This window comes from Butyricimonas faecihominis (assembly GCF_033096445.1).
GTDB classification, from domain to species: domain Bacteria; phylum Bacteroidota; class Bacteroidia; order Bacteroidales; family Marinifilaceae; genus Butyricimonas; species Butyricimonas faecihominis.
This window is the reverse complement of the sequence record NZ_AP028155.1, coordinates 4,173,559-4,193,095: the sequence shown is the minus strand read 5'-3', so window position 1 is coordinate 4,193,095 and position 19,537 is coordinate 4,173,559. Positions and strand designations below refer to the sequence as shown.

Annotated in this window: 17 protein-coding genes; 2 read left to right on the top strand and 15 right to left on the bottom strand. The window is 36.9% G+C overall.

All coding sequences use genetic code 11. The features are described from left to right. Positions 1-147: 147 nt before the first annotated feature. From R8806_RS17330 to R8806_RS17260, 15 genes are all read right to left on the bottom strand, one after another. Positions 148-1,068 (bottom strand): ATP-grasp fold amidoligase family protein, encoded by a 921-nt coding sequence (locus tag R8806_RS17330; RefSeq protein WP_124317126.1) that lies wholly within the window; start codon positions 1,066-1,068, stop codon positions 148-150. Positions 1,069-1,072: 4 nt separating this feature from the next. After that, positions 1,073-2,086 (bottom strand): CapA family protein, encoded by a 1,014-nt coding sequence (locus R8806_RS17325; protein ID WP_124317125.1) that lies wholly within the window; start codon positions 2,084-2,086, stop codon positions 1,073-1,075. Between the two features lies 1 nt (position 2,087). Then, the gene (locus R8806_RS17320) at positions 2,088-3,128 is read right to left on the bottom strand and encodes a glycosyltransferase (RefSeq protein ID WP_164719686.1); all 1,041 of its coding nucleotides are present in this window, start codon (positions 3,126-3,128) and stop codon (positions 2,088-2,090) included. Next, the gene (locus R8806_RS17315) at positions 3,125-3,664 is read right to left on the bottom strand and encodes a hypothetical protein (protein ID WP_151411543.1); all 540 of its coding nucleotides are present in this window, start codon (positions 3,662-3,664) and stop codon (positions 3,125-3,127) included. The genes R8806_RS17320 and R8806_RS17315 overlap by 4 nt, the downstream gene beginning before the upstream one ends. A gap of 522 nt (positions 3,665-4,186) precedes the next feature. Continuing rightward, positions 4,187-5,308, bottom strand: coding sequence for a glycosyltransferase family 4 protein (locus R8806_RS17310; protein ID WP_124318397.1), 1,122 nt, complete (start codon positions 5,306-5,308; stop codon positions 4,187-4,189). Between the two features lie 67 nt (positions 5,309-5,375). Beyond that, positions 5,376-6,641, bottom strand: coding sequence for a hypothetical protein (locus R8806_RS17305; protein WP_151411544.1), 1,266 nt, complete (start codon positions 6,639-6,641; stop codon positions 5,376-5,378). A 115-nt stretch (positions 6,642-6,756) separates the two neighbouring features. Then, on the bottom strand, positions 6,757-7,680 hold the full coding sequence (locus tag R8806_RS17300) for an ATP-grasp fold amidoligase family protein (RefSeq protein ID WP_124317967.1): 924 nt from the start codon (positions 7,678-7,680) through the stop codon (positions 6,757-6,759). Then, complete coding sequence (locus R8806_RS17295) at positions 7,677-8,834, bottom strand: hypothetical protein (RefSeq protein WP_124317966.1); 1,158 nt, start codon at positions 8,832-8,834, stop codon at positions 7,677-7,679. The genes R8806_RS17300 and R8806_RS17295 overlap by 4 nt, the downstream gene beginning before the upstream one ends. After that, entirely contained in the window at positions 8,834-9,361 is a 528-nt protein-coding gene (locus R8806_RS17290) for an acyltransferase (RefSeq protein WP_124317965.1), read from the bottom strand. Before R8806_RS17290 ends, R8806_RS17295 begins: the two co-directional genes overlap by 1 nt. A gap of 15 nt (positions 9,362-9,376) precedes the next feature. Beyond that, complete coding sequence (locus tag R8806_RS17285; protein WP_317715723.1) at positions 9,377-10,813, bottom strand: lipopolysaccharide biosynthesis protein; 1,437 nt, start codon at positions 10,811-10,813, stop codon at positions 9,377-9,379. Between the two features lie 321 nt (positions 10,814-11,134). Beyond that, a complete protein-coding gene (locus R8806_RS17280) occupies positions 11,135-12,400 on the bottom strand; it encodes a nucleotide sugar dehydrogenase (RefSeq protein ID WP_124316033.1) in 1,266 nt (421 codons plus the stop codon). Between the two features lie 25 nt (positions 12,401-12,425). Beyond that, on the bottom strand, positions 12,426-13,397 hold the full coding sequence (locus R8806_RS17275) for an SDR family oxidoreductase (protein WP_124316031.1): 972 nt from the start codon (positions 13,395-13,397) through the stop codon (positions 12,426-12,428). 10 nt (positions 13,398-13,407) lie between these two features. Next, complete coding sequence (locus R8806_RS17270; protein ID WP_124316030.1) at positions 13,408-15,324, bottom strand: polysaccharide biosynthesis protein; 1,917 nt, start codon at positions 15,322-15,324, stop codon at positions 13,408-13,410. Between the two features lie 137 nt (positions 15,325-15,461). Continuing rightward, entirely contained in the window at positions 15,462-16,217 is a 756-nt protein-coding gene (locus R8806_RS17265) for a hypothetical protein (protein ID WP_124316029.1), read from the bottom strand. Between the two features lie 9 nt (positions 16,218-16,226). Further along, entirely contained in the window at positions 16,227-16,748 is a 522-nt protein-coding gene (locus tag R8806_RS17260; RefSeq protein WP_118260720.1) for a UpxY family transcription antiterminator, read from the bottom strand. A gap of 734 nt (positions 16,749-17,482) precedes the next feature. Here R8806_RS17260 and R8806_RS17255 point away from each other — a divergent pair. Next, positions 17,483-18,385, top strand: coding sequence for a LysR substrate-binding domain-containing protein (locus tag R8806_RS17255; RefSeq protein ID WP_124316028.1), 903 nt, complete (start codon positions 17,483-17,485; stop codon positions 18,383-18,385). Positions 18,386-18,487: 102 nt separating this feature from the next. Beyond that, positions 18,488-19,429, top strand: a complete 942-nt coding sequence (locus tag R8806_RS17250; RefSeq protein ID WP_124316027.1) for a YeiH family protein — start codon at positions 18,488-18,490, stop codon at positions 19,427-19,429. Positions 19,430-19,537: the final 108 nt, after the last annotated feature.

Sequence of the window (19,537 nt, the reverse complement as noted above, 5' to 3'; positions counted from 1 at the left end):
AATTAATAAATAATTTGACACATCAGAACTCTGACAATAACAAAAACGACCTTACAAAAAGGCTACAAAAGCCTTTATTCGCTATTACCCTTCAATCAGATAATACGCTAAAATATCGGAATTCATGAAGCCTAAAATTTCATTATATCACATACTATAATTTAAATCAACCATCCCACCCATTTTCAATAGAAACTCCGGTGTATAAAAGTCCATCATACCTCCAAGAGACGTAAAAGTTATTTCTCCAAAATAAATTTTCCCATTCACATTATATAAATCCAATCGAACTTCAGGAAATGGTTTTGCAAGACATTCCGCCACTGTCAGCATTTCGTTTAAATTTTGAGGTTTAACCATTACTTTACCCTCACGATAACGAGAGTCAAACACACAGACTTCCGGCATTGGCTTCCAGTCTAAATCATATGTCATAACTTCTGTCCCATTGTTATCTCTATCACTACACGTCCAAATACAATATGGTTTACCGTTGAAACACCATATCTTATAATCTACAAGAGATTTACCACCTTTTTCCAACGGTAATAATTCCTCTGCAATAACACATGGTGTCATTTTTTTATATTGAGGTTCTGCTGCTAATGCTCCGATATTTTTTTTACCAAGCCAAGTCTTAATGATATGTCTCAATTCATCTTCTTTCCAATCAAACTTATTTTTCACGACCAAATTAGAACCTTTCCCATCTCCATTATTAGCTTTAAGTATAAATGAATCCGGTAAATCTTTTAGATGAAAATCATCAACACAAAACCAAACACCATATAATTTGACCAAATAGTTTTCTAATCCACATTTCTCGACATATCCTCTTACTCTATACTTATCGGCACAAACAGACCATCGAGATGTATCAGTAAACAATTTTAGATATAATATCTTCTCATTTAAATCCCTTGGATTTTTCAAATTAACACACTTATGAAAACGAAAAAAATAACGAATTTTAATAAGCGTAACAGGAAAATGAACACCCATCCACTCCGTAAGTTTAATTAATGGAGCAAAAAGAATTCTTGTACTCCTTTTAGTAGTAATATGCATTTTGTTATTTTAATCTTCTATTAATAAAATCTTTAATCACGACCATAGCATCCTTAAAATTTAATTTAAGGAAGTGGGTTGCTATATCTCTTCGGTTTTCTTTCTTATATTTCCTTGTGTATGCAAAAACCTGTTTATAATAAATCTCGTTCTCATTCGAAAGAGTAATAAACTTATTCAAATCTTCCATACGGTAACCCGATGGAACATCTTTCACTATCTCTGGAAAATAATCATCCCCAATTTTAAGATACTCATAAGAAATTATCGCATCACCCGACAAATCAACTTGAAGTATAATTGAATATTTTGTGGGTTCCCAAGCCATATTAAAAACACAATTACCTAATGAATAAAAAATATATTTACCATGATAAATTTCATACCCTTGAAGGATGTGTGGATGCATTCCCACGATTAAATCCGCTCCACAATCAACCATAAAACGGGCAAAAGCCTTTTGATCCAAATAAGGATAATTTATAAATTCATTTCCCCAATGAACAAAAACGATTCTAAAATCACAATCAGCCAATTTAGCTAATTCACTTTGGATCTCGACGTATTCTGGTAAACACCAGTATAATGGACGTTGAGAGAAATTTTCAGGACGTTGACTAAAAGCCATTATTCCAACTTTTTTTCCTTCATGAAAAAAAGTTGTACTTTTCCTTTCTAGACTACCAACATACTGAACACCATGATCACCCAAATACCATAACATTTCACGATAAGCACTTTCTCCATGTTGCATCACGTGATTGTTTGCAACCCCATAAAGATCAAGATGTTTCACACACACCAAGTCTCTAGGAGAAATTAGAAACTGCTTAGCATATACCCCCCGTTTATCGGAAGTATCCGCACAAACACATTCCAAATTACCGATCCAAAAATCCGTCTTTTTTCTATACAATTTTACAAATGGATCGAAACCTTTCTTAATGGCAGAACCAACACCAAATCCCATATCAAAAAAGCCATCAGAAAAATTTATATCTCCCAAAATTTTTAACATCTTACAGATATTTAGAAAGAACTTGCCAACCGTTAGTTTCAGTAAAACGCAACGCTTCTTTTTTAGCATTACATTTCATCACTGAAAGTTTCTTTCTATTGTTATATAATTCCATGATTCTTGCGTCAAATTCTTTTTGACAATTATCAAATCTCACAATAAAACCAGTTTCTCCATCCTTGATAAATTCACGAGCATGTTTCCACTCGGTTGCAATTACAGGAAGATTCGCAATATAGGCATCAATTATTGTTCCAGGCAATCCTTCCGTATAGTATCTTGTCGGAAATAGCATCAAGTCATAGTTTACTAAGGTTCGAGATATTATCTCTTGTGACAAAAGGCCTCCATAAGTCACAATATCAGGAAATTGACTTACACAAAACATAAAATCTTCCTTATCGTCACTTTCAACCATTCCATAAAAAGTAATTGTAATGTCTAATCCGTTCTCTCGAACATATTGAGCAAAATTAAAAACAGTTGGATATCCCTTTTTTTTATTGATTCTTGATAAAAACACTAACTTCAATGTCCTCGTGTTATTCCTATTTACAATAGAGATATCTATTTCCCTAAAATTTGTAAGGACCACCGTGTTATTAAAACCAAATTCTAACTTTAGATCATTATCTACCTTTTCCATCTCCGGCATAAATGCCTTTATCTTTTTACTCAAGCTTAATTGAAAAGGATGAGAAGCAAATCGTTCATCACCTTTAAAATACTCCACCTGCCATCCTCCAATGCATATATGAATTATCTCATAACCAAAAATTTTTGACAAGTAATATACAACAGGGAAAATATAAGTTAAATTATTCAAACAAGGAATAATAATAAGAGTATTACATTTGATAAGTTTCCACAACAAATCCAATAATAACAGAGGATTCTTTTTTAATTTAAGAGTATCCGCCCTCCATACTTTCCCGGCATATCGCTCGTGTAACAAATTATACACATTTCTAGTTTTTATGGTTTGCCCATCAAGTTGATTACAGAAATAACCAAAGGCTCCCAACACTAATACCTTTTTCATCTTGACCATTTATACATCCTTATAAAAGACAAGACCACTTTATTTTTTATACATTTCTCAAATGGAATAATCAATATAATGACTAATTTCAACCACCATTTAAAACATACATTCAATTCCGTGAACGCTTTTCTATATCCAAATTTGTTAACAAGGAAATCTTGTACATGGGAATGTTCCGAAAAAGAACGATTTCCATCATTAAGGTATTTTACTCCATTTTTTTGCAAATAATACTCGGTCATTTTATAAACCAACCCATAAGCTGGGTAGAAATTTTTATATTTTTCGTAATTACATTTCCAAGTAACTAGATCAACAATCTCGTCATAACTCTTTGCAACGCCATATGCTATAACCTCATCCCGATAAAACACTCCCCAAAACTCCTCCCCTCTCTCTGCAGCATTTCTTATTCCTCTCTCCCAATTTTCAAATGACTTTACATTTCCTCCAAATCCTTTTCTATCGAATCTCCGACATTCAGATAGATACACTTCAAATCCCCCCCCCTCGAGCAATTTGCTGATAATCAACTATTTGTACCACACATTCACTTATACATCGACGAACCATGTTCCTTGTTTTCGAGGAGATCGTATCCATCGAAAAATCCCCATCCTTTATAACAAAATAGAACTTTTCAGACTCCGCTTTGTCGAAATTCGAATACCAACGAACATAACACCCACTTTTGAAATACTTGAACAACTCATCAACTTCAACTTTAAGTGGAATATGAGGTGCTCGCTTCGAAATTATACCCTTTTTGTATATTTGCCAATCTGAATAATTCATGATCAAACATTTTATAAAAAACACATCATTTAATTATTTTCTGATTCTCAAAATTTTAGCGAGAACTCCAACTACGATAAAATAGATGTTATGTATTTGGTAACTATAACTTCCGTACCAGTATTGCCCCCCGTAACCAATTGCACCCCATGGTAAAATTATCATCCTAGGATCAATCCTGACACAACCTTCTTCGAATTCGTTATTCTTCAAATTTATTGAAATGTCTATCCTCGATGTTTTATAACATCTCCCAGAAACTACTGAACTTTATATTTATCACTGATTAAATTAATCCAAGAGTTAATTACTCGCTCACGTGAAAATAATTCTATTGCTTTTTGCCTTGAGCAATCCCCCATACACAATAACTCATCACAATCAAGACGAACGACTTTCATTAGAACATTCTTAATTGATTCCACGTCATTCCAATCACACAAAAGACCATTCGTTTCATCTATTAATACATCATAATCCGAAACCCTTGTCATCACTATGGGTTTACCTATTGTCATTCCCTCGCAAATAGCATTTGGTAATCCTTCCAACCGTGAAAATAGGGCCACGACATCTGCTTCGTTCATTTTATTTTGAATATGATCTGTTGAAAAATTAAGACGAATTACATTCTGTAACCCATGCTCTTGAACCAACCGAACAGCTTCATTATAACATCGAGTATCACCTTTGGTTATTTCAGCTCTTCCATACCAATCTACAACAAGCTTTTCTTTATCTTCTGCACTCATCATGGATATAGCTTTTATCAAACCTATCGGATTCTTCAAATACTGGTAACTTGCAGCAATCAAAATATGGAGTTTCCCTTCCCGCTTGGGATAATAAGTTGATGTTACCGGTTGTAAATTTACACTATTATAAATAACGAACAGTTTATCTGTATAATTCGGGTAATACTGTTGCCACATATTTCTAGCATTTTCCGAATTACACACGACACAATCAGCAAAACGTTGAAACCATGCAAACACTTTTCCTCTCCTTGACAAAAAATGCTCCTCTTTTGCACTCCTTTCACCCGTGATCACTTTCCAGTTCTTACCCCCAAACGCAGCAAAATTATTTAAAAAATTCGGTGTTTCAAGAAAAGAAATCACAACATCATATTTACCTTTACGAATAAACTTCCTCACAGAAATCATTCGTTTCCAATAGCTTGATGAAATTTTCCAATATACCGGTATATGTTGCTGCTCTAAAATATAATAATAGAAATCACCATCACAATAACATAAAAACTCCACCTCATAACCCCTATTTTTCAACAAACATGCAATAGTTACAATCTGTCTCTCTGCTCCTCCACCCCCACTTCCAAGGTTAGGTGAAACGAACAATATTTTTTCATAACAATTCATATTAATATTCCCCCCAAAAAATCAGCAATAAGAATAAATATGTCCAAAACAAGAATACTTCAAACATCTAAAATTTAAAACATAAATACATCAAAACCATACAGCTCCAACAAACAAATACCACAATTTTATTACCTTGAACAACTTTTGCAGGTATGCAATATTCTTTTACATATGCATATACCAAAAATATAATTGGATAGGCACACATAATCCGTCTCTGATTAGGGTTAGATAGATTCAAACATATAAATATAAAAACGATTATTAGCAACCATCTCATATCAAGAGGTAATTCCTTGAACTTTTTATCAAAAATCAGCCATTTTACAGTCAAAGCAAATACAAAAAACCAAAATAATTGATATATCACTGGAAGAATTTCAACGATACCGTTAAAAATATTTATTGATTCTAATAACCCATTCCATGAAGGAAAGGGTTGAAGCATAAAATTGAGAAAGGAAACTGTTTCTTTAATTCCAGAAGGAAGTTGTACTATAACAGCAGACAATCCCTGCTCCGTCCCTATTGCCTCTTCAGTAAACTCCATGTACCTATTCATTGCTTGCACTACAGAGTAATAATCTTCCCAAAAATATTTCAAAAATATTGAGATGACAATTATAATAAATAAAGGTAAAAGCCATTTATATTTCCGAAACTGCTTATAAAAATAATATACTAACAGCGCAAGACAAAACAACCCATTTGCAAATCTTAACTGAAAAACAATTATAGTTATCAAGATCAAAGTAACAACACCTTTCACTCTAAATCTATCAAGTAAGATATTAAAGGCCACCAAATAAAAAAAGTAAATATGTATATCTCTTAAAAGCTGAAAACTATAAAAGAATACGACAGAACAAAATGATAAAATCCATGTATTAGTATAAGCCTTTTTAGCATTCAAATATCTCGAATATATTTTAAATAATACAATAGAAGCAAGACTCCCAAACAAACCGCTCCCTAAAAATTGTAACAACAGATGATTTCCATCAAAAAGACTATTTGCAACGTACGCTAATGCCGTGATATAAAATAGATAGCCTTCATCTGTAATATGAATTCTGCGAATAAAACAATCATAAAACAAACCACCTATATCACTAGCACTTCCCCCTTGTGTGAAGGACCAAAATTTATATTCATCTTTCCAATCAATAGCGAAATCATTCCAATCCACAACTGTATCCAAATAATGAATACATGCAAACACGGTTGTAAGAGAAAAAACAATATTAAATGCCTTACGAGCCCAATATCTATCGTAACAATTTACAGTATTACAATACAAATGTCCGAGAGTAAAAGTAAATATAGCCATACTACACGAAACAAATGAACCGGATACCAAAATTGTCAATAATATGGCAATTACAGCAAACGCCAAAGAATAGATCATATTAAAAAGAACAACTCTTCCTACACATTATAGAAATTCAATCCGTTGGCAATTTTATCCAATCCCCCCAAATACTATTATATTTCTCAGGAATAAAATAACAAAATCCTCCATTTTCAAAGAAGGTAAATTCTCCGACATAAATCTGTCCATTTACTTCATAAAAATCGACCCGCAAAAAATATGTTCCATTTGACAAGACCCGACTTAATTCTATCATTTTATTCAAATTAGTTGGAATAGGAGCAATTTCTAATGATTCTCGGGAATGTTCTGCATCTTTCACTTCCAACAGATTCCCTTGAAGATCAAAAAAATTCAATATTGCCCCACCAATAGCATTATTTCTATCTAAACAACTTTGATAAAATTTCGGAATACCATTAAAACAGAAAAATTTATATTCTTTTAATTCTTTAGGATCAGCAATTAATGATTCTGCAAGAATTCTATGTTTTAGTCCCTTATATGGCCATTCTCTACTATAGCAATAATAATCGTGTTTCCAATTTACAAGCAAGTGTTTCTTAATTTCTTCTTTATTCAGCTTGGATTTATCCTTACATATATAATAAGACCCACTATCAAATGAACATTTCAGTATAAATCTATCAGGAAGGGCATCAAAGTCAATATCTTCAAATCGCTCCCACATTCCCAACATTGGAATTACATATTCTTCACCAATTTTATCAGCTATAAATTTTTTCGCTTCAATTTTATCAACCATTTGATGGTAGATAGGCTTTCTGTCATTCAATTTTATCCATTGCAATTTTTCTTGAAATATTTTTGGAGCATCTAAATTACACTTCCTTTTCAAATTTAACCTATATTTCATACGAATGTACATTCTATCGTTTAAAATATACGGGGCTAATTGACCAAGTATGAAATGCAAAATCAAATTGGGATGCATTAAAGCTTTAAAGGCTTTATTAATGAATGTTTTCGTTGTCATATTTGAAATTTTGTATTATGATCCATCGAAATCACATCTCCTAATTCATCAGAAGACATAAATTCTACGTCCGGATACTTTTGTACTATTGCTTGCAACAATCGTTTGAATTCAAAAAGATTCTTATCCCGGTTTTTAACCTCTAACTCTCCTACAAAATTCAAACGATGCGTTGATATAATTGCAGGTTTATTCAATTCGAAACAACATGTTAAATCATGTAAACAACGATCAAAACCAAGTGAAATATCTTGTGTCGGTTCAAAAAAACAATTTCGAGTTAAATAATATTGTCCACATTTATTTTGCTCTCCCATAAAGTGATATTTCAAAGAACTTTTCTCTAATACAGATTGGGTCTGAACAATTCCTCCTTGTAAATATTGAATCCCCACCTGTGCCGCAACTTCTTCTATACAATCATCCCAAATATAACAAGGTGCAATCATAGATTTTGACCGATAGCCAAACAATTGCTCAAACAAATCACCTCCTTCTCTTATTGATTGCACAACAAAATTTCTCTCTTTTTCATTTTTAACATTATAAGCAGCAAGTACATGTCCCCTGGCATCAATCCTTTTATCTATATCCATTGAAATAACACCCTTATCAAATGCTTTCATCACCTCTGGTTGCTTATCTTGTAACAACATCAACCACAAGTATGCATTCAAATGCTCCCTTCCATGAAATTGAGGTTTGAACACATTATGTCTAATCCCCTCTTTCCACAATTCAAAAACTCTATCATGATGAGGATAGCGTTTCAATGTTTCTGTAAATAACTCGTACTCATATTTCACAAAACCATTAGCTTTTATCCTTTCAAAATCAGGATTAGCCACCACGCAATCTAAAGTCATCTTTGCCGGATTTCCACAGCCATCTTTTACAGAATCCAATACTTCCATCAACAACTCTAAATCCGTATTCGCTGCTAATGTATCAATTTTATCATATATACAAGAAGCTATACTTACGCCCCTAGATATTAACTCGTTTCTTACTTCCAAAGATGGCATTCGAATACTTCCCCAATCATCACTTTCAATTACCACTATATGTCTATTCGTTGTCCATCCCCTACGTTTATAGAGATAAGTCATAGCACGCACACAAGCAGCAAGCATATAATATTTAAACGATTTCATCACCCTCTTGGTTTTATTTCTTTGATTACTTTCGCAGGATTTCCTGCCACAATAGTCCATGCTGGAACATCCTTGTTCACAAGAGAATAAGCACCGACAACCGCTCCTTCACCAATAGTTACTCCTGGCATAATCATAGCCCCCATACTTACGCAAGCTCCCTTTTTTATAGTTACAGGCATACGTTTATGAGGCAACGATTTATAAGATTCTCCTTTATAATACAAAGACATCTCTCTCTTATGACATAAAATCAAGGCACGACTCGCTATCCAAACATCATCCTCTATCGTTATTAATTTAGCATTTCCAACATCCCAATACACGTCCCATCCGATGCAAACTCGTTTACCTATATTACAACCTGTACATCGCCACAAATAAGCCGTAAAATATTCTATTTTAAAAATACTTAAAAAAGCAGACAACGTAGAAAACCTCGCTATATAATTTAGCACCCAACACCACCACGTAAACACTTTCTTGAATTGATTACCTATCTTCCATATAATATACCTCATTTTCATATTACAGCAAATTAATCACCTTTTTCTTATCGCTCGTATAATATCAAACCATTCACAGGTTCTGTCCCTATTTAATAAATAAGATAAAAATAAATATCCGCAAAAAACAAAAATTCCCCCCATTATGATATACAATCCCCCCAACTCTATATTTATCAAAATAATATACAATAATAACGACACTCCAAATGAAAGCAATACAATTTTTCCATTATCACACAAAAATTCACCCAGTGTATAGCCAAGATATTTCATTCCAATATATATATATAATAGCCCTCCCAGAATCCCTGTTAACATAAATCCCCAAGCCAATGCCAGAACTCCTCTATAAACGAACAAAAACATCACTAATATTCTCAGAGTCTGTTTAATTAATGCCATGTATAACATCTGTCTTGTTTTTCCTTTTACCATCACAATATTTTCACAAATTTTTTGTAATGGATAAATCAAACTACCTATGGCAGAAATTTTCAAAAAAATTCCCGCATCGCTCCACTTTTCTCCCAAAAACATCACGATTACAGGATTTGAGAAAATAATAACAAAAAAAACGATTGGCAAATAAGTAAATAATGTCATGGTGATAATTTTTCTATATCCCTCTTTAAGCCTTTCTTCATCATTTTTAATTTTAGAAAGAATTGGATAAGTTACTTTTTGTAATACCGACACTATGGGAGTAATAACATAACTATCCATTTTTCCACCCTGTGAATAATATCCTAGTTCACTTTTAGTATAAAATTTCCCGATAAAGATCGAGTTCAAATTTGTAACAACGACATCTATAAGTCCTTGAATCGTTAAAAATATTCCAAAATGCAAATATTTTTTCAAAGACTTAAAACTAAATGTAAACAATGGTCTCCAAGAAGATTTTACCCATAAAATAATACTCTTCGCAAATGGAGGAATAACCATATTAGCAACAATGGCCCACACGCCAAATCCCAAAAATACGATCACTACAGAGACAATACCTCCTATAACATACGAAAGAGCCGTAGCCCCTGCAACCCATGCAAATCTTAATTCTCTATTAAGCATCGCATTCTGTATGATAGAAACCGAATTGAAGACAATCACTAAAAAAACGACTTTTGATAACAATTCCAATTCTGGAGCATCAAAGAACGTTGCAATATAGGGAGATAGACAAAACAATATCGCATAAAGTATTATTGACATTATGAAGTTAAAGAAAAAAACTGTCGACAGATCTTGTTGCGAAGGGTTATCATCCCGAATAATTGCCTGCGTAAATCCACTATCAATTAAAACATTGGATACTGCAACAAAAACAATTAATAATGCTATTAGTGCAAAATCATAAGGTTCTAACACTCTTGATAAAACTATCGTAACAATAATACTTATCAATCCATTCACCAACGTTCCTGCAGAAGTCCAAATTAATCCAAAAATTGTTTTTTGTTTTAACCCCATATATCAATGCGTTATAGTTCTTTGATTTTCTCTACTAGCATTTTGGTAAACCTTTGTGCACCATTGTCATTCAGATGGGCGTTGTCTTTAAAAAAATGGGATATTTTTTACAGCAATTCTTATTTTTGAAATATTTTCAGCAAATTGCTTGTAAGTATAAAAAATATTGTCAATACAAAAAGCATTTCTATCTGAAAATTTTTGTATTGAATCAAGAATTGAAGTAATAATCGTTTTCGTAAACATCTAAAATTTATATGTAATAAGTTTCTTTTCTTCTAAACATTTTGATCGACTAAAATTATCTTTACTCTAAACTTGTTACAATCTCGCATCTACAATATCCCGATTTAAAAATCCCTTCACATCAAAAATAACATGTTTCCCATGCAACAACGAACTAGTATCTATCCTTCTGAATTCCTCATGGGCTACCGCTAAAATCACTGTATCGAATTTCTCTACTGGAGACTCGTTCGTTATCTCAACGCCATACTCATACAAAGCTATAACAGGATTAGCCCATGGATCATAAACAGTAATATCAAGATTATACTCTTTCAAGGCTTTATATATATCGACCACTTTCGTATTTCGAACATCTGGACAATTTTCCTTAAAAGTAAAACCTAATACCAAAATTTTTGAATTCAACACTTGAATCCCTTTTTTCAACATCAACTTAACAACCTCGTTTGCCACATACTCTCCCATTCCATCATTCATTCGCCGGCCAGCCAAAATAATTTCTGGATTATATCCATGTCGTTGAGCACATTGAGCCAGATAATAAGGATCCACTCCTATACAATGCCCCCCTACAAGTCCCGGCTTAAAAGGTAGAAAGTTCCACTTGGTACTGGCAGCTTCAAGGACATCTTGCGTGTCTATTCCTAGCTTATTAAAAATTTTTGACAACTCGTTCACGAAAGCGATATTTATATCTCGCTGAGAGTTCTCGATTACTTTTGCAGCCTCTGCCACTTTTATTGTAGGAGCCAGATGTGTCCCTGCAACGATCACCGAAGCGTAAATTTCGTCGATTTTTCGACCTACCTCCAGAGTTGATCCCGAGGTTACTTTTTTGATTTTCTCCACGGTATGCAACTTATCACCTGGATTTATACGTTCTGGAGAATAGCCAGCAAAAAAATCCTTGTTGAATTTTAATCCAGACACTTTTTCCACCACAGGAATACACTCGTCTTCCGTTACCCCAGGATAAACGGTCGATTCATAAACCACGATATTTCCCCGAGAAATCACCTTACCCACGGTCGTACTAGCTCCATATAACGGGGTCAAATCAGGATTATTATTATCATCTACAGGTGTCGGTACCGCCACCACATAAAAATTACAATCCCGTATTTTTTCAATATTCGAGGTACAAATAAAACCATCAGAAATAGCCGTTTGTAATAACTCATCGCTCACCTCTAAGGTTTCGTCATGCCCTGCCATTAAAGCATCCACCCGTTTCTGGTTCATATCAAAACCTATCGTTTCATATTTAGTTGAAAACAACCGAGCGAGAGGTAACCCCACATACCCCAAACCTATCACGCAAATTTTCACATCTTGCATCATAATTCGTTTATATTGTTTTTACTTATAGATTATTCCAATACCATTTCACCGTTTCCTGCAAACCTAGCCTCATACTATATTGCGGTGCGTATCCCAACAAGCTTTTTGCTTTATCAATGCTCGCCAAGGAATAGGGAATGTCTCCTACCCGATTCGGTCCGTGCAATATTTCGATCTTTCTTATCTCTTCGTCAAATTCTCCCAGGAATTCTTTTAAATACCCCACTAGTTGATTCAAGGTAGTTCGTTCCCCAAATGCCGTATTATAAATTTGATTTACCGCATCAAAATTCGTTGCGTCCAAGGCAAGTTGATTCATTTGTATAACATTATCTATATATGTGAAATCCCTACTATATTCCCCATCCCCATTGATCACCGGATTTTCGTGCCTCATTAACTGTTTCACAAACAAGGGGATCACTGCAGCATAAGCACCGAAAGGATCCTGCCTTCTCCCAAATACATTAAAATAGCGCAACCCGATATATTCCATACCGTAAGTTCTGGCAAACACATCTGCGTAAAGCTCATTCACGTATTTCGTTATCGCATAAGGAGAAAGCGGTTTACCGATTACATCTTCCTCCTTAGGCAAGGATTGACTATCACCATAAGTAGAAGAACTAGCAGCAAAAATAAAACGTTTGATTCCCTCATCTCTAGATGCAATCAACATATTTAAAAAACCATTTATGTTGACCTCGTTACTAGTAATGGGATCTTTGATTGAACGCGGGACTGATCCTAAAGCAGCTTCATGCAAAACATATTCCATTCCTTTTACCGCTTTACGACAATCCTCTAGCTTACGAATATCTCCCACGACTAATTTGAAGCAATTGGGATATTTTTCAATCAACGGTAACAAGTTCTCAATATGCCCTGTGGCAAAATTATCCAAACAAGTTACGATATCACCTCTTTCAAGCAACGCCTCGCAAAGGTTAGAACCAATAAAACCGGCACCACCCGTGACTAATACTTTGATCATAAATTCTTATTTATTTATCCAACTTTTCGTACACCGAATTCCTCGACTTAAACTCCGGCACCACCTGTTTCATCAATCGCACGGAATCTTCCACCTTCACCGCCAACGCCAATTCTGCCAACTGATCGTAAGCCCCCAGCACCTCTTCTCGCTTGTACTCCCGGACTTTAGCCACCCGAATCTTATCATGTCCCGTGGGTACCGTATTTTCCTCGTTACTTAGTACTTCCTCGTACAACTTCTCTCCCGGCCTCAGACCGATGAATTTGATTTTGATATCTTCATTTGGCGTATATCCGGCTAATCGAATCATTCTTTCTGCCAAGTCAACAATTTTCACGGGATTCCCCATGTCAAAAATAAAGATCTGATTTCCAGTACTCATCGTCGCCGCATCCATCACCAAACGACATGCCTCCGAAATCGTCATGAAAAAGCGAGTGATTCTCGGATCGGTTACCGTAACCGGCCCACCTTGTTCTATTTGTTTTCGGAAATACGGTATCACACTACCGTTACTTCCCAGCACATTCCCGAATCGGGTGGTCACAAACCGGGTCTTTCCCCTGATCTCTCCTCGTTCCATCGCCAGTCCCAAACTCTGCACATATATCTCTGCCAAACGTTTCGACGCCCCCATCACGTTAGTCGGGTTTACCGCCTTGTCCGTCGAGATCATCACCATCATGTCCACCCCGTACTCCACACAAAAGTCAGCCACGAGTCTCGAACCAACCACGTTCACCCGAACGGCTTCGCAAGGGTTCTCTTCCATCAACGGAACGTGTTTATAGGCCGCAGCATGAAACACCACCTGCGGATGAAATTTCTCAAAAGCTCCTTGCAAACGCTCTTTCTGCCGGACATCACCGATAAAAGGGGTAAATTTTAAGCTTGAAAAATTCCGTTCCAATTCAAGACGGAGTTCATGCATCGGGGTCTCGGCATTATCAAACAATACCAAATGAGCTACACCCAAAGTTGCCAGTTGACGACACAACTCGCTACCGATACTCCCGGCTGCCCCCGTTACCATCACGACCTTTCCGGCAAAATTCGCTTCAATCTCCTTTGTGTTTATCTCGATTTCCTCCCTACCAAGCAAATCCTCGATCCGGATTTCTCGGATAACAGTTTTCTTCAACCCGTCCCCCAAAACGTCTATGGGTGGAGCCACCAAGTTTTTCACTCCATGAGCCTGACAGTAACGTACCAACCCTTCAGCCTCCCGGTGAGCTGTCTCCGGAGAAGGAAATAGCAGACCATTTATATTGTATTTCTTCACGAAACAAGCAAAATTCGCCTCGTCTTCAAAATAATAAACCGGCAGTTCCGAAATGGAGTAAGACTTAAGCTGCTTATCCGAATTCACGAATCCCACCACGTGATAGTGCTTACTCGTGTGCATTCTTTTCTTCAATGCCACACTTTTATCATCCGTCCCGTACACCAGCACCCTCGTTTTACTTGAACGATACAGAGATATTACCAAATCATAAACAAGTACAAGCATCACCCGAAACCCGATAAGAACCACCGTTGTTACTAGAAAATCAACAAGAAAACAGGCGAAAGCATGGTTATTGAACATCCGGGAAACAACAAGAGAAACTAATCCTAGTAAAAGCACCTCCTTAAAAAAGATCGCAACGCCCATCTTCCCGATACTTTTTATGGTGGCATGGCGAATTATATTTTTGTTCACCCCCAACGCCATAAACACAAGAAGACTGATCAAGAACGATCCTACAATGACGAACAAGTAAGCATTCTTTGACAAGTCGACAATAAAATTGTCTACAAAAAGAAGAGCCACGAATGAACTTCCCACGGACAACAAAATGTCCACGAAAAGAACCGTCCAAGAATTAACGTACTTCTTTCTCTCGCACAAACGATCACAAATGGAATGAATGGAGTATCTCATTTATACCAAACTTCAAAAAGGAGCGTCCCCTCCGGTATTAATAGCTGATCCGGCTTAGAAGTACCGTTGAGGGAGACGCTATAACCGGGGGTTGCATCTCCCGGAATCTGAGATTTATATTGTGAATCACGTCTAAATTATTCCTTCCTACCATACAATTTGTCATTGGTGGCAAACTCCCGCCTGGCCAAGATACAAAACACCCGGCCGAATAACTCCAAATCGTCACGGGTAGACAGGACAAAACGTTCTATCATTTCCTCCTCCTCCTGCTTTACACTGACGGCCAACCGAACTCGCTCTTCGGCCAATCGTACCCGTTCAGGTTCCGGCAACTCCATTGCCCCAACAACATCTTCATAAAAACAGAATGCATCCCACCATACCATCGATCCCTGACGGCCCAAATCACGAATAGAGCCAAGCGCCTCGGAAATCAAACTACCGGCCAAAACCCCGTCCTCCATTTCACCCGTGAAATAGTAACAATTACATAACAATCGGCAAATATTCGGGGTACGACACGGTAAAACAATTTTGTCACTTCCCCACGGGGTAAGTATGTCATAAGCCGCATCCAACGCCGTATTTAAGAAATTCAAGTCTGAATATAACTGGTAAGCATCCATCAAATCCACCACGTAACCGGCCCGAACATCTGCAGGGAGATTTTTGTTTCCAGCCAGAGGCTCTATAAACCGGGCGATCTCACGCACTCGTTCATGAATTTCATACGTCTCCCCAAAACTTTCTTCCAACCAAGGATAGACGCGAACCATCGAGTACACGGACAAGTAACCATGCAAGAATCCTGACAACGCCGGGGAGGGACAACGCCCCATTTCTAACTCACACGACCGTTTATACAATTCGTGAAATAAACCTTTTTCCATTATTTTGTATCACTCTATTCTTTCAAGAAACGAACTTGGAATATAAGAAGTAGCAATAGAGGCCACCCCATCCAAACGAATAATTACACGTTTATGATTTTTCAAACGTACCAACTCTCCTTCCAATCCTTGCAAGGGACCTTTAATAACTCTTACCCGATCACCCCGTTTGATTCCTTTGTTCAAAACCTCCACGCTACCAGTTGAGAAATCCAACAAAAACATGAAATCCTGCATTTGTTTATCCGGAACTACCAGCGAATGGCGTCCCTCTATATCTTTCAAATAAACAATATTCAACGAATGATCATTTATCAAGGAAAAACTTGTTGCCTTATCCGTCCGGATAAATATTAACCCATGAATCAAAAGCACCCGGATCTTTTTACGTCCAACGGGTGTTTCTCGTACCTGTTCCTCCTGGGGCAAAAAATTCTCGATCCCCAGTTCATCCAGCTTTCTTTTGATCAATAATTCCTGATTTACACGGGTATAAGCAGCATACCAGTTTAACTTGTTACACGCAACCATTATTTTTATTCTTTCCCTATTTTCTAGCGAACGATGATTTTCTTTGTCTCTGTAATCCCCGGACACACGAACCGCCCGGACGCGCTTCGCGCACTAACCCTGTCACGGGTCCTGATTTACGGCCATGTGTTCCACGCACTTCACTCTACACAGCAACAATGCATGAAAGCTGTCTGCACGAACGATTCATTCAAATTAAAAAACGATCGTTTAATGCGCTGCAAATATACATCAATTTTAAATATCACCATCTATTTGTCAATTTTTTTTGGATTCTTGTAATTAGATATTTACACTTTTAGGTTATCAATTTAACAGTTCTGCTTTGTTAATATCATTAAACGATCGTTTTTCGATCTTTACAGCATACTAATAAACAACAAATTACCCCCTTTTCCTACCCAAAAATTCTTTACAAAAAACAAATAATATTTTTCAAGAAAAAAATTAGCCATTTAACACTATATATTCTCCATAAAAACATACAAAAGCCACCGTAATAATCTCCTCTCTCCCATCTCACACCCTTTCATCGCCCTTTCATCGCCCATTGTCAATAGAACTACAAGTGCGAATGAACTCCCCTCAAAGACTTACATCAGATTATTACATGATTATTACTATCTTTTTACCAATAATGACGTCAAAATAGCCACGATGCAAAGGAACGTGTACTTTAAAGCAATAGATTGACCATTTTTCTCTACCTTTGTTCAGAATTAAAAGTAAACAAGATGCTAGACCATAAACTCACGATCTTTTATCACACGGCAAAGCATTTGAACACGACAAAAGCTGCCGAGATATTACGACTTTCCCAGCCGGCCATTTCCAAAAGTATCAAGGAACTGGAAAAGGGATTGAGGATCACTCTTTTTGATCGTGAGAAAGGGCGGTTGATGCTTACCCCTGCCGGGAAATACCTCTTGGAACAAAGCGAAGAACTGATTGAACGGGAACGCATCATCACCTTCAACCTGCAGCACATGAAAAAAGAGTTCTCCGGGACTTTACACATCGGGGCCAGTACCACGCTATCCCAGTACATATTACCCGAATACTTGGCCCGTTTCCGGGAAACTCATCCCTATATCGAAATAAACCTGATCAGCGGTAACACCTACCAGATCGAGCAGGAATTACTGGATAAAAACATCCAACTCGCCTTCATTGAAGGTGTACCCTCGCAAACGGACATTCACTACATCCCTTTTTTAAGGGATGAAATCGTCCTGGTTACCTCGGCCAAAAATGATTCCCCGGAATCGATCACGAAAGAACAACTGAAGACGTTAAAATTCGTCGTTCGGGAAGAAGGCTCCGGAACATATAATATTATCCAGCGCCAGCTATCCGCAGCCGGGATGTCTATCAACGAGCTAAACCAACAGATCGTTATCGGAAGTACCGAGGGAATCAAACAATACCTCAAACACTCCAATTGCCATGCCTTGGTCTCCGTGTTTTCCATCCAAGACGAACTGGCCTGTGGCTTGCTAAAAATCATCGACATCGACAACCTCGAAATCTCCCGCACGCTCTATGCCATTCACAAGCAGGGTACCATTGACCCCTACGCCGAGCTACTCCTGAGATTCTGCGAATCCCGGAATCGGAAATCGAAACATAAAATATAGAGGTAATTGAAGTATAACTAAAAGTTATACCATCTGAATATTTCTTATTTCCAAGATTCATATATTTGAGAGAATTTTGCACCGAACAAATAACTAAAGATTATGAGCAAAATTCAACTGAACAAAAATCAAAAGGAAGTACTTTTCATCGTAGCTTTATTTCTTGTACCATTTCTTGATCCGGGCTTTGCCCTTTTACTAGGTCTAATTTTATCGCTGACTATCGGTCACCCGTTCTTGGCAATCAATAGCCGGATCACCCATATACTTCTCCAAATATCCGTTGTAGGACTAGGTTTCGGTATGAACGTGGAACAAGCCATCGAGGCCGGGAAAACAGGAATCCTATTCACCATATTTTCTATTGTCGTTACCATCGGTTTGGGATTATTCTTTACCAGCAAACTAAGAGTCAACCGGGACACCGGATTCCTCGTTTCCGGGGGAACCGCCATCTGCGGGGGAAGTGCCATTGCCGCCTTGGCTCCTGTCATTAAAGCCAAAGACAAGGACATCACCGTGGCCATGGGAACCATTTTCATGCTTAACGCCGTGGCACTATTCATCTTCCCAATAATCGGACGCTGGCTGGAAATGGACGATCATCAATTCGGATACTGGTGCGCTATCGCCATCCACGACACGAGTTCCGTGGTAGGTGCAGCTAAAACGTACAGTAACGAGGCTTTGGCTATCGCCACCACGACCAAACTGATCCGGGCGCTTTGGATCATCCCGGTTTCATTGATCGCCGCCTTCTTCTATAATAAAGGAACAAACACCAAATCAAAAATATCCATTCCTTACTTTATTTTCTTCTACATTGTCGCCATGATCATCGCTACCTACACGCCGCAATGGGGACATCTCTACACTCAAATCGTGGGATTCGCTAAAGTCGGAATGTTATTCACACTATTCCTCATCGGTGCCGGACTCTCTAAAGATACCATCAAACAAGTTGGTTTCAAACCGATCCTGTTAGGCATCATCCTTTGGATTTGCATCAGCACACTATCGGCTAGCGTGATCATGCTACTATGATGGGGTTATAAAGTTCATAAGGTTTATAAGGTTCATAAAGTCAAAGCGTCCTTACAGGACGCTTTGTCTATTGTAGCTAGAACAACCATTAAACACGGTTCGAAGGAC